Source organism: Streptomyces sp. DSM 116793, from assembly GCF_057320905.1.
The window spans coordinates 5,348,720-5,360,968 of the sequence record NZ_CM170494.1 but is presented as its reverse complement, the minus strand read 5'-3'; the positions used below and the strand labels follow the sequence as shown (position 1 = coordinate 5,360,968).

Genomic DNA, 12,249 nt, shown 5'->3' with positions numbered 1-12,249 from the left:
CCTTTGCGTGAGAGATGTCGGCTGCGTACGCGAAGGACGTCGGGTACGCGGATGCCGGGTCGGAGGACCGGGGCGGCGCGGGATGGGACGGCGCGCGCTCAGTCCCGCGTGGGGCGGACCATCCGCGCGACCGGGGTGTCGGCGAAGTCGCCGAGTCCGTCCAGGTCCGTGGAGACGCTCACCGCACGCCACGCGGCGTCCTCCGCGGCGCGGGCCGCGGTGATCTGCGGTGCGAGCCAGGCCGCGTCGGACCCCAGCAGCAGGCGGACCGGGGGCTTCGGCTCCTCGGTGATCCGCAGGATCACCCGCGCCATCCTGGCCGGGTCGCCGCGCCGCACGTCCGGGTTGTCGTGGTAGGTGCGGGCGAAGACGCCGACCGTCTCGTCGTACTCGTCGTGGATGGCCGGCACGGGCATCGGGGCGGCCGCCCACGGCGTCCGGATGCCGCCGGGCTCGACCAGCGTGGCCCGGATCCCGATCGGCGCCACCTCACGGGCGAGGATCTCCGTGAAGCCGCCCAGCGCCCACTTCGACGCCTGGTAGGCGGCCAGACCCGGCTGGGCGCGCCGGCCGCCGATGGTCGAGACGTTCACGATGCTGCCCGCACGCCGCGGACGCATCACCGGCAGGACGGCCCGCACCATGGTGACCGCGCCGAAGAAGTTGACCTCCACGTTCCGGCGGAACTCGGCTTCCGGCATGTCCTCGATCGACCCGACACCGCGGTGTCCCGCGCTGTTCACCAGCACGTCCACGCCGCCGAACTCGCCGACCGCGTACTCGACCGCCTCCCGTGCCTCGGCGGCGGACGTCACGTCCACGGCCCGTACCCGCACCCGGTCACGGTGCTCCTCGGGCACGGCCACGGCATCGGCCGTCAGGTCCGTCGCCAGGACGTTGTGCCCGGCTTCGAGGGCCGCCTCGACCACCCGGCCGCCCAGCCCGCCGGCCGCACCGGCCACCAGGAAAGTCTTCGTCATCCGCACCATGGCGCACTCCTACGGTCTCGTCTCATGCCCGCGGTACCAGGACCGGAGCACCACTTCACTGTAGAGCATTTTCAGAGAAATACAACATGGATGTTGCAGAAGATACCGTTGCTGCATCTCATGGTGGGAGGATGGTGGTGTAACTACGACTGAGGGATAGAATCGCCAGCTATGAGAGCCGATGCCGCCCGCAACCTGACCACGGTGCTGCGCACCGGTGCCCGGCTGCTCGCCGAGGACCCGGGCACCTCGATGTCCGCCATCGCGAGCGCGGCGGGCGTGGACCGCACCACGGTCCACCGCCGCTTCGCCACCCGCGAAGCCCTGCTCTCCGCGGTCTTCCGGGCGAAGCTGGACTCCGCCGAACGGGTGCTGGACGACGCCCGGCTCATGGAGGCGCCGGTGCCGGTCGCGCTCCACCGCTACGTGGAGGGGATCATCCCCGTCAGCCGTGAGTGGCCGGTCGACACCCGCCGCATGATGCAGAAGGACCCCGAGGCGCGCGCCCGCCGCGAGGCGCAGAGCGCGCGGCTGGACGCCTTCCTCCGGCGCGCGGCCGACGAGGGCCACCTGCGTGCCGACGCCCCCGCGCCCTGGGTGCGGTCCGTCCTCGACGGGCTCGTGGACGGCGTCGCCCACCAGTTCCCCGACGTGGCCGCCCCGCGGGCCGCCGACCTGGTCGTGGACACGTTCCTGCGCGGCCTCGGCACGGCCTGACACCCCGCACGCGAGCATCGGCCGGAAGCCGGCGCCGCCCGGCGCCACCCGGCGGGGCCACGGCGGCACGGTTTCCCGGATGAGGACTGCCGTCCGTCGCGAGGTGGTATCGAACTCACGGAGGACGTCACGGGCGGGGAAGGCCGTCCCAGCGCACCGAGGAGCAGCCGATGGGCATCGACGAATCCTACGAGCGGGGGCTCGACGCCACCGAGGAGCTGCTCGGTCAGCGGCTGGAAATGCCCCGGAGCCCCGGTGAACCGCCCAGCGGGGACGACTTCCGCAAGATCGCGCTCGCCCACACCTTCGGCGACTCGTGGACGCGCACCGCCCTCTCGCGGCACGACCGCTCCCTGGTCTCCGTCGCCATCGCCGCCACGCTGGGCGCCTTCGAGCCGCTGCGCGGACAGTTGCGCATGGCACTCAACAGCGGCGTGACCAAGGACGAACTGGTCGACCTCTTCATCCACCTGTCCGTGTACGCGGGGGCGGCCCGCGCCTTCGAGACCTACCAGATCGCCGTGGAGGTCTTCGCGGAGACCACCGCTCCGCAGGACGGGGCCTGACCCCGCGGGGCGGGAATCCGGCCCCGCCCGGTCGGGACGCGACCCTGCCCGGCGGGGGTGACCCTGCCTGGCGGGGCGTGGCCCTACCTGACCGGGGTGTGGCTCTACCTGACCGGGCCGTGGCCCTACCTGACCGGGGCGTGCCTGGCCGGGGTGCCCCGGCCCTCGGCCCTCAGCTCTCCCGGAAGGCCGTGCCGGCCTGCCGGTGGCGCTCCTCCTCCAGCGTGCTCCGCTGCCGCCGGGCCCGTTCGAGAAGGTCGTCGAGGAGCTGCGGGTCGAGACGTTCCCCGCCGTCGGGGAGCCGGCGGAGCGCCTCCCACATGGCGGCCTTGCCCTCCACCCCCATCTGAAGGGCCTCCAGCTCCAGCAGCGTGCTGAGCGGGGAACGGCGCACGACGCGGCCGTTGCTCTTCAGCCGTCCCAGCCGCTCGCCCACCAGGCCGGCGTAGACCTTGTGGCGGCGCACCGGGACGTCGAGCCGCCGCATGATCTCCAGCAGGCTCCTGCGGTCCTCGGCCAGCTCGGCGCTGATCGGGCCCATGGTCTGGGCGAGCGCCGGCCCGCTCGGCGTCCGCGCCATGTGCCAGGCGCGCTCGACGGCGGCCGTGGCACCCGCCAGGTGGTCGTTGAGGTAGATGCCGAGCAGGTCCGAGGCGGTGGGCGGAAACTGCCGCCCGCTGACGTGGACCCTGCCGGGACGCCGGGTGTCGTTCATCGCATGCCCTCCTGCGGTGCCGTGCCAGAAAGACAGGCCGGACGGCGAGGCCGGGAGCGCCCCGATCGCCGGTCCGCCCCCGAGTACCCCCGGGCCCCCGGATCACCCCCGACACCCTGGTGACCGGTCCGGCCGCGTTCGCACGCAAACGATGGGACGACTGACCGAGAGGCCGGCAGCGGCCCTGCTGGGTTCGGCCGTTCCCGCGCCCCGCTCGGGGCGGCCCCCGACGTGCGGGTGGTCGCGCAGTTCCCCGCGCCCTCGGGTGGGCCGGGGCGGAGCCCGGACGGAGGGCGCCGGGGACGTCACCGGGCCTCCTGGGACTCCCGCTCCTCCAGGGCGCCGATCGCCGACGCCGTGAGGCTCATGGTGATGTGCTCCCGCATCAGCCGCCCCGCACCCTCCGCCGCACCGTCCACGACGAGCGCGGCAATACGGTGGTGTTCGTCGAGGTCACGGGTGCGCGGCTCGTCACCGGGCGGAAGTTCGAGACCGAGCCGGCGGTAGCGGTCGGACTTGTCCCACAGGTCGTCCAGGAGCCGGATCAGGACGTCGTTGTGGGAGGCCACGTACAGCGCTCGGTGGAAGGCGCGGTGGGCCGTGAGGGCCTCCTCGCCCCACTGGCGGGTGACCGGCAGCAGGTTCCCGAGCGCGGCCCGGATGGCCGCGACGTCCGCGTCGGTGCGGCGCCGCGCGGCCAGCTCCACCGCCGTCGGGTCCAGGGAGAGGCGGACCTCGAAGAGCTGGCGGGCCTCGGCGGAGTTCATGGCCGCCACCCGCACGTCGCGGTGCGTCTCCACGTCCACCAGGCCCTCGCTGCTGAGCCGCCGGATGGCCTCGCGCAGCGGGGTGATGCTCATGTTCAGCGACTCGGCCAGCTCGTACTGGGCCAGCCGGGAGCCGGGCGCCAGGCCACCGGAGAGGATGCGGCGGCGCAGCTCGGCGTAGGCGAGGTCGCTTTTGCTCAGGAAGAGGTTCGTCGTCCCGGCCATACGCTTCCGGCGTCCCCTTTCCGGCGTCTCAGGCGTGTCCCCGGTGTCTGGGACGCCTCCCCGTCAGCGCCCGCGAATTCACGGCGTCCCCACTCTTGACACCGTCCGGGCGAGCCCCGAGTCTAGCAGCCGTCGCAACTTATAAGATATGAGCCAGGGAAGCAAGGCACCATGAAGATCACCGCCGTGCACGAGGGCACCGTCCCGATCAGCTCCTCGATCAGGAACGCGTGGATCGACTTCAGCGCGATGGACTGCTCGATCGTCGCGGTCGTCAGCGATGTGATCCGGGACGGCGAGCCGGTCGTGGGCTACGGCTTCAACTCCAACGGCCGCTACAGCGCGGGCGAGATCCTGCGCCGCCGCATCATCCCCCGTCTGCTGGCCGCCCCCGCCGGGGAGCTTCTCGACGAGCGCGGCGACCTGGACCCCGCGCGGGCCTGGGACGTGATGATGCGCAACGAGAAGCCCGGCGGGCACGGCGAGCGCTCGGTGGCCGTCGGCGTCGTCGACATGGCGCTGTTCGACCTCGCGGCGAAGATCGCGGGGCAGCCGCTGTACCGGTACCTGTCCGACCGGTACGGCGACGGCAGTCCGGACGACTCCGTCTTCGTCTACGCCGCCGGCGGCTACTACGCGCCCGGCAAGACCCTCGTGGACCTCCAGGACGAGATGCGCGGCTTCCTCGACCTGGGCTACGACGTCGTGAAGATGAAGATCGGCGGCGCGGACCTCGCCGAGGACCTGCGCCGCATCGAGGCCGTCCTCGACGTGCTGGGCGGCGACGGCTCCCGGCTCGCCGTGGACGTCAACGGCCGCTTCGACCTCGCCACCGCCCTGGAGTACGGCCGGGCCATCGAGCCGTACGGCCTGTTCTGGTACGAGGAGGTGGGCGACCCGCTGGACTACCGGCTGAACGCGGTGCTCGCCGAGCACTACCCCGGCCGGATCGCCACCGGCGAGAACCTCTTCTCCCTCCAGGACGCCCGCAACCTCGTCCGCTACGGCGGCATGCGCCCCGACAAGGACGTCATCCAGGTCGACCCGGCGCTCAGCTACGGCCTGGTGGAGTACCTGCGGATCCTCACGATGCTGCGCGAGCACGGCTGGTCACCGCGGCGCTGCGTGCCGCACGGCGGGCACCAGTTCTCCCTGCACATCGCCGCCGCCCTGGGGCTCGGCGGCAACGAGTCCTATCCGGGCGAGTTCCAGCCCACCGGCGGCTTCGCCGACGACGCCGTCGTCGAGCACAGCCGGGTCGGCCTCACCGAGACGCCCGGCATCGGCTTCGAGGGCAAGGCCGCCTTCCACCGCGTCCTGCGCGCGCTGCACGCCTGAGACTGGGAGCACCGACGATGACATCCACCACCGCGCCGGAGCGCCCGGTGCGCTCCGGGCCCGCCCGTCTGATACGCGAGCTGTGGTTCCAGGTGGTGCTGGCCGCGGTCCTCGGGATCGCCGTCGGCATGGCCGCCCCGGGCGTGGGCAGGCAACTCGCGCCGCTCAACGACTGGTTCGTCAGCCTGGTCTCGATGATCGTGGTCCCGGTGGTCTTCTCCGTGGTGACCACCGGCATCGCGGCCATGGACGACCTCCGCAAGGCCGGCCGCATCGGCGGCAAGGCGATCGGCTACTTCCTGGTGCTGTCGCTGGTCTCGATGCTGATCGGGCTGCTGGTCGCCAACGTCTTCCAGCCCGGCGCCGGCCTGCACGTCGACCCGTCGACCCTCGACGCCCACGACGTGCCGTCCGACGCCAAGGAGCACGTCACCTTCACCGGCTTCGTCACCTCCCTGATCCCGACCTCCCTCTTCGGCTCCCTCACCGGCGACAACATCCTCGCCGCGCTGCTGGTGTCGATCGTCTTCGGCGTCGCGCTCAACATGGCCGGCGAGCAGGCGGCGCCGCTGACCCGCGGCATCAGGGCCCTGTCCGACGTCGTGTTCCGGATCGTCGGCTGGGTGATGCGGCTCGCGCCGTTCGGCACCTTCGGCGCACTGGCGACCGTCGTCGCCACCTACGGCGCGGAGAGCCTGAAGCAGCTCGGCTATCTGATCGTGCTGTTCACGGCGGTCTGCGTGCTCTACATCGTCGTCGTCCTCGGTCTGATCATGCGTGCCTGCGGCCTCGGTCTCCTGCCGCTGATGCGTTACCTCAAGGCGGAGCTGCTGGTGGCGCTCAGTACCTGTTCCAGTGAGGCGGTGCTGCCGGGTGTGGTGCGCAAGCTGGAGGCCCTGGGCGCCGGCCGCCCGGTCGTCGGCATCGTGATCCCGTCCGGGTTCTCCTTCAACCTGGACGGCTCGGCCGTGTACCTGACGATGGCGTCCCTGTTCCTGGCGCAGGCGCTCGGCATCGACCTGTCCTGGCAGGAACAGCTCGTCATGGTCGGTGTCATGATGCTCACCAGCAAGGGCACGGCGGGGATCGCGGGCGGTGCGTTCCTCGTGCTGGCCAGCACCATCACCGCCGTCGGCCACATTCCGCTGGCCGCCCTGTCCCTGATCGTCGGCATCGACCGCATTCTCAACGAGGGCCGTGTCTTCATCAACGTCCTGGGCAACGCCGTCGCCACCATCGTCATCGGCAAGTGGGAGAACGACTTCGACGCGGACCGGGCCCGTGCCGTCCTGCACCCGGCGCCAATGCCCACCCCGTAGGGGCGCGGGGAGCCGCACGGTCGAGGGCACGCACGAAGGGGCGCGGGGAACCGCGCGACAAGCCACGACGAGCCCGCCGGATCGTCACCGGGCCCGAGGGGCAACCGCATGACAGGAGTCCTCACCGGCTTCGCCGCCATCGGCACCGTCATAGCCGTCGGCTACGTCCTCGGCCACCGCGGCCACCTGGGCCGCACCGGCAAGGACGTGCTCAGCAAGCTCGCCTTCAACGTCGCCACCCCCGCCCTCCTCTTCACCACCCTCTCAAGGGCCGACCTCTCGGTGATCCTCTCGGCACGGCTCCTGGTCACCGCCCTGGCCACCGCGGGCACCGCCGCGGCGTTCGCCGCCGTCGGGACGGCGCGCCGCTGGGGCGCGGGGCGCACCACCGTCGGCGCGCTGTGCGCCAGTTACGTCAACGCCGGCAACCTCGGCATCCCCATCGCCGTCTACGTGCTCGGCGACGCCGCGCTGGTCGCGCCCGTCCTGCTCTTCCAGCAGATCGTGGTCACGCCCGTCGCCCTGACGGTGCTGGACCTGACGCGGCCGGGTTCGGCGCGCGCCCCGCTCTGGCGGCGGCTGACGACGCCCCTGCGCAACCCGATGGCCGTGGGCTCCCTGTCCGGGGTGGCGGTGGCGGCGGCCGGCTGGACGGTACCGGGGCCGGCCCTGGCCCCGCTCACCCTGCTCGGCAACATGTCGGTGCCGGCCGTGCTGATGGCCTTCGGCATCTCCCTGCGCGGCAGCTCCCTGCCGGTTCGCGGTCCGGACCGCGGCCCGGTGCTGCTGTCGGCCGGGCTCAAGTGCGTCGCGCAACCCCTTCTCGCCTGGGCGCTCGGCACCTGGCTCTGCGGCCTGGGCGCCACCGCCGTGCTCGACGTGACGGTGGTCTCGGCGCTCCCCGCCGCCCAGAACCTCTTCACCTACGCGACCCGCTACCGGGTGGCCGAGGAACTGGCCCGCGAGTCCATCCTGGTGTCCACCCTGGCATCGGTCCCCGTGCTGTTCGCGGTGGCGGCGCTCCTGGGGTAGGTCCGGCCTCACCGGGTGAGGCCCGGGGACCGGCCGAAGGGGTCGTGGTCGGTCCCCCGCGGGGAACGGCCATGGGGGCGCTTGTGCTCGACGGTCAGGAACCGCAGTTCCGTGGGGCCGTCGTTGCAGAGGTCGTGCAGCAGGTACTCGTCGCCGGGGAAGGTGAAGTGCCGGGTGTCGCCCGCACGGTAGGAGACCCGCCGTGTGGTGCCGTCATCGGTGTGCTGGATGCTGGACCCGTCGGTCAGGGCGGTCCAGAAGTAGTCCAGGACGTGTCGGTGGGCGGGCAGTCCACCGCCGGGGGGCACCTGGATGCTCCACACTTTCAGGTCCTCGGTCTCCGACAGGAGCACGGAGCCGACCTGGTAGTTGAAGGCGTTGTCCACGAACTCCTGCCGCAGCCGGGGGCTCCAGCCGTCGAAGTTCCTGGCGATGATCTCTCCGGCCAGGGAGGACGTGCGGGTGAAATCGGGGGTCATGCGGTTACCGCCTCGGTCACGATGGAAGGGAGAGGTCCCGCCGGCCCCCCGTGCGTCGGTGAGGAGCCGGGCACGAGGCCGCCGGGAACGGAAGGACCCCGGGGCACCCGCCCCAGGGCCGTGCGAGCCGTGCAGGAACGTCATGGCGGCTCTTCGTCGCGTCCTGGGTGGTGAGGGGAGGCCCCGGCGGTGTGCGTCAGCGGATGCGCAGCGCCTTGAGGGCGCGCAGCGAGGTGGTGAACACGGCGGCCTGCCGGGCCCTGCCCATGCGGGAGGGAGGGTCGAAGCCGAGCAGCCGCTGACTCGCGACCGTCTGGGCCTCGGTGTACTTGAGCAGGCCCGCGGAGCCGTGCCGCCGGCCGAGCCCGGAGGCCTTCATGCCGCCCATGGGCGCGCCCTGAGAGGCGTAGGCGGCCGCGTAGCCTTCGTTGATGTTGACCGTTCCGGCGCGGATGCCGGCGGCGACCCTGCGGGCGCGTCCGACGTCACGGCTGTACACCGCGGCGTTGAGCCCGTAAGGGCTGTCGTCGGCCGCCGCGACGGCCTCCTCGTCGGAGGCGACCCGGTAGACGGAGACGACCGGCCCGAACGTCTCCTCGTCGTGCACCGGCGTGCCGGTGGGCACGTCGGCCAGGATCGTGGGCTCGTAGAACAGGGGGCCGAGGTCCGGCCGCCGTCTGCCGCCGGTGATGACTCGCGCGCCGGCGACGCAGGCCTCGGCCACGTGCTCCTGGACCCGCTTGAGCTGCTGCTGGGTGGTCAGTGAGCCCATGTCCGTCTCGAAGTCGAAGTCCGGCCGCAGGGTCATCCGCTGCACCCGGGCGGCGAAGCGCCCGAGGAAGTCGTCGTAGACGTCCGCGTGGACGTAGATGCGCTCGATGCCGACGCACATCTGCCCCGAGTTGCCGAAGCACCCCCGGATCGCGGACTCCACGGTGGCGTCGAGGTCCGCGTCGTCGAGCACCACCATCGGGTTCTTGCCGCCCAGTTCCAGGGAGCACCCGATGAGCCGCCGGGCGGCCTGTTCGGCGATGCTCAGACCGGCCCTGGTGGAGCCGGTGAAGCTGACGTAGTCGGCGCCCTCCAGCAGCGGGGCGCCCACGACGGCGGGATCACCCAGGACCACCTGCCACAGCCCCTTCGGCAACCCGAGTTCCCCGAGGACGGCACGCGGCCACAGACTCGACAGCGCGGTCTGCGTGTCCGGCTTGTGGACGACCGCGTTGCCCGCCAACAGCGCCGGGATCACGTCCAGGCCCAGGGCCAGGGGGTAGTTCCAGGGCGTGATGACCGCGACGACCCCTTTCGGCCTGTGGGCCTCCACAGCGCGGGTGAGCAGCGGGAACGCGCCCTGACGGCGACGGGACCGCAGGACCTTCGGCGCCTGCCGGGCCGCGTAGAGCGACGCGGTGGCAGCCTCCAGCACCTCGTCGAAGGCATCGTGACGGGCCTTGCCGGTCTCCCACTGGAGCAGATCGAGGATCTCGCGCTGCCGCGCCAGCAGGACGTTGTGGAACCGGAGGAAGGGCTTGGCCCGCGCCCGCGGCGGCAGGGCCGCCCACGCCCGCTGGGCTGCGCGGGCCGCGGCGAAGGCCTGGGCCACGTCCGCCGCGGTGGACTGCGGGAGTTGCGCGAGAGGCTCTCCCGAGAACGGGGCACGCGTCGTGAGTCCTTCGCCGCTCGCCTGGACGCCGGCGGTCAGGCGTTTCACGAACGTGGGGTCCAGCAGCGGCTCTCCGGTGTCAGCGGCGCGGAGCCGGCGCTGAGGGGATGAGTTCATCAGGGTCTCCGTCGGGCGGAACGGTCGCGCCGGGACCCCGGCGGGCGGAGTCGACGTGCGCAGGGGCGAGCGGAATCCAGTCGCCCCGCGATCAGGTTACCGGCGTTCCTGTACGCTGTTCATGGACAACAATAACCATGAGACACGTACGGGATGGGGTTGTCAACAGGCGCGGCCCCGGCACGGCCGATGCCGTCATGAGGCCGCCGCGTTCGTGACGGCGGGGACGATGCGGAAGTCGCGCTGGTAGACGAGGTTGTGCAGCTCGGCGGAGGCGATGGCACGCAGAGTGGGCAGTTCGGCCGCGGCCTGCTCATCGCTGAAGACGTTCAGCGGCCAGTCACCGACGGTTCCGCCGCGCAGGTGGGGGTGGTGGAACCCGGCACCGTAGTACGCGTGCAGCGTGACCGGGCCGATTCCGGCTGCCCGCTGTTCGGGCCAGGTCAGAGTCCACAGCGCGTCCGGTCCCCTCCTGGAGGTGCGCAGCCCGGTGGCGACCACGTCTCCCCGACCCAGCAGGAGACAGGCGTTGATCTCCTGGAGCACCTGTCGGGCGTAGGGATCGAGCAGCCGGACCGCGGCGGCGAAGAGCTCCTCCTTGTCCTTGCGGGACACGGCGTCGCCGTGGTTGCCGTCGCGCAGATCCGTGAAGTGCCGGAGCAGCGCCGCCGTGTATGCGGGGGCCGGAGTGTTCATGGGCTGTCCTTACCGTGTGGAGTCCGACAGGGAGGTGCGGGTACCCGGCCGGTGCGCCGCCGGCCCCGCCGGGCCCGCCGACGGCGCCGGGCACCGGACCGCGGGGCCGCCGGAGTGGGTGGTCGGCGGCCCCGGGCGTCCGGGGAAGTGGCGCCGGCGGTTCAGGCTGCCGCCGCGGCCTCGGCGATCTGTTCCGCACTCGGCGCGATCTTCGGGGACGACACCGTCACCAGCACGTTGACGACGGCGAACACGGCCGCGACGATCAGCCCCCGGTGGAACCCCTCGACGAGGGCCTGCTGCTGGGACATGCCATCGGCCAGCGCGGCGTTGGTGCGATCGACGGACAGAGTCGTCGCAAGGCCCAGGCCCAGGGCTCCGCCGACCTGGTAGAAGGCGGTGACGACCCCCGAGGCGGCCCCGGCCTCGCGATGCTCGACGTCGACCACGGCCGCTATCTGCGCCGGTACACCGAGGGCGATGATGCCGGCGCCGAACAGGATCAGCCCCGGCAGGAGGTGCGCGGCGTAGCCGCTCCCGGCGTCCGTCCGCGCCAGCAGGAGCAGGCTCACCACGCTGAGCACCGCTCCGACGAGCTGTACGAACCGGGTTCCGAGGCGATGCACCAGCTGTGTGGTGACGACCGCCGCGACGATGGCGGCGCCGCCCATCGGCAGGACCTCCATGCCGGTCTTCAGCGCCGAGGCCCCACGGACTTCCTGTAGGTAGATCGCCGTGAGGAAGAACATCGTCAGGAACGCGGCACCGTTGAGGGCCAGGGCACCACTGGACGTGCTCAGGGCCCGGGACCGGAACAGGCGCAGCGGCACGAGGGGGGCCTTGGAGCGGCTTTCGACGCCGATGAAGACGGCCAGCAGAACGACTCCCGCCACAAGGCTGACGATCACCTCGGCCGACCCCCAGCCCACGGGCTCGGCCAGTACGACGCCGTAGACCAGGGCCAGCAGCCCGACGGTGCTCACCAGTGCACCGAGTGCGTCGAACCCGCGACCCGCGTGCGGCGCGATGTGCCGGACGATCAGCGGGGTCGCGATCATCAGCGCCACCACGATCGGGACGTTGACGAAGAAGACCCAGCGCCAGCTGAGGGAGTCGACGAGCAGGCCGCCGGCCACGACCCCCAGAGTGCCGCCCAGGCCGGCCAGGCCGCCCCAGACGCCCATGGCGATGTTGCGCTGCCGGCCGTGCGGGAAGGTCACGGTCAGGATCGACAATGCCGCCGGGGACATCAGGGCTCCGCCCAGCCCCTGCACCGCACGGGTGGCGATGAGCTCACCGGGGAAGGCCGCCAGTCCCGCGAGCAGCGAGGTGACGCCGAACAGGCCGAGACCGACGACGAACACACGCCGGGATCCCAGCAGGTCCGCCGCGCGCCCGCCCAGCAGCAGAAATCCGCCGAAGAGCAGCGTGTACGCGCTGATGACCCACTGCAGGCCGTCGGCGGTGAACTTGAGGTCCGTCTGGATGTGGGGCAGCGCGACGTTCACGATCGTCACGTCGAGCACCACGATGAACTGGGCAAGGGCCAACACCGTCAGTGTCGCCCATGGGCTGCGCCGCATGGTCTTCCTCATCAGGGCAGAGGTTTCACGTCTTCGGGCATCG

General features: G+C 72.0%; 12 protein-coding genes. 5 read left to right on the top strand and 7 right to left on the bottom strand.

Translation table 11 applies throughout. The features are described 5' to 3' along the window. Window positions 1-98: 98 nt before the first annotated feature. Complete coding sequence (locus tag ACSMXW_RS20915) at window positions 99-980, bottom strand: SDR family NAD(P)-dependent oxidoreductase (RefSeq protein ID WP_485798288.1); 882 nt, start codon at window positions 978-980, stop codon at window positions 99-101. Window positions 981-1,160: 180 nt separating this feature from the next. Here ACSMXW_RS20915 and ACSMXW_RS20910 point away from each other — a divergent pair, with 180 nt between their 5' ends. Further along, a complete protein-coding gene (locus ACSMXW_RS20910; RefSeq protein WP_485798287.1) occupies window positions 1,161-1,706 on the top strand; it encodes a TetR/AcrR family transcriptional regulator in 546 nt (181 codons plus the stop codon). Between the two features lie 170 nt (window positions 1,707-1,876). After that, window positions 1,877-2,272 (top strand): carboxymuconolactone decarboxylase family protein, encoded by a 396-nt coding sequence (locus ACSMXW_RS20905; protein ID WP_485798285.1) that lies wholly within the window; start codon window positions 1,877-1,879, stop codon window positions 2,270-2,272. 172 nt (window positions 2,273-2,444) lie between these two features. On the opposite strand, the gene ACSMXW_RS20900 is transcribed toward ACSMXW_RS20905, so the two are convergent. Beyond that, window positions 2,445-2,987, bottom strand: a complete 543-nt coding sequence (locus ACSMXW_RS20900) for a hypothetical protein (RefSeq protein ID WP_485798283.1) — start codon at window positions 2,985-2,987, stop codon at window positions 2,445-2,447. Window positions 2,988-3,292: 305 nt separating this feature from the next. After that, the gene (locus tag ACSMXW_RS20895; RefSeq protein WP_485798281.1) at window positions 3,293-3,979 is read right to left on the bottom strand and encodes a GntR family transcriptional regulator; all 687 of its coding nucleotides are present in this window, start codon (window positions 3,977-3,979) and stop codon (window positions 3,293-3,295) included. 171 nt (window positions 3,980-4,150) lie between these two features. Between ACSMXW_RS20895 and ACSMXW_RS20890 the strand changes: the two genes are divergently transcribed. The 3 genes from ACSMXW_RS20890 (at window position 4,151) to ACSMXW_RS20880 (ending at window position 7,668) form a co-directional block, all read left to right on the top strand. After that, window positions 4,151-5,317, top strand: coding sequence for a mandelate racemase/muconate lactonizing enzyme family protein (locus ACSMXW_RS20890; protein WP_485798280.1), 1,167 nt, complete (start codon window positions 4,151-4,153; stop codon window positions 5,315-5,317). A gap of 17 nt (window positions 5,318-5,334) precedes the next feature. Continuing rightward, window positions 5,335-6,636, top strand: coding sequence for a cation:dicarboxylate symporter family transporter (locus ACSMXW_RS20885; RefSeq protein WP_485798278.1), 1,302 nt, complete (start codon window positions 5,335-5,337; stop codon window positions 6,634-6,636). 108 nt (window positions 6,637-6,744) lie between these two features. Further along, window positions 6,745-7,668 (top strand): AEC family transporter, encoded by a 924-nt coding sequence (locus ACSMXW_RS20880; RefSeq protein ID WP_485798277.1) that lies wholly within the window; start codon window positions 6,745-6,747, stop codon window positions 7,666-7,668. Between the two features lie 8 nt (window positions 7,669-7,676). On the opposite strand, the gene ACSMXW_RS20875 is transcribed toward ACSMXW_RS20880, so the two are convergent. The 4 genes from ACSMXW_RS20875 to ACSMXW_RS20860 form a co-directional block, all read right to left on the bottom strand. After that, complete coding sequence (locus ACSMXW_RS20875) at window positions 7,677-8,147, bottom strand: cupin domain-containing protein (RefSeq protein ID WP_485798275.1); 471 nt, start codon at window positions 8,145-8,147, stop codon at window positions 7,677-7,679. 196 nt (window positions 8,148-8,343) lie between these two features. Then, a complete protein-coding gene (locus tag ACSMXW_RS20870; RefSeq protein WP_485798273.1) occupies window positions 8,344-9,927 on the bottom strand; it encodes a succinic semialdehyde dehydrogenase in 1,584 nt (527 codons plus the stop codon). A gap of 195 nt (window positions 9,928-10,122) precedes the next feature. Further along, the gene (locus ACSMXW_RS20865; protein ID WP_485798271.1) at window positions 10,123-10,623 is read right to left on the bottom strand and encodes a hypothetical protein; all 501 of its coding nucleotides are present in this window, start codon (window positions 10,621-10,623) and stop codon (window positions 10,123-10,125) included. A gap of 161 nt (window positions 10,624-10,784) precedes the next feature. Then, complete coding sequence (locus tag ACSMXW_RS20860; protein ID WP_485798269.1) at window positions 10,785-12,206, bottom strand: DHA2 family efflux MFS transporter permease subunit; 1,422 nt, start codon at window positions 12,204-12,206, stop codon at window positions 10,785-10,787. Window positions 12,207-12,249 lie beyond the last annotated feature (43 nt).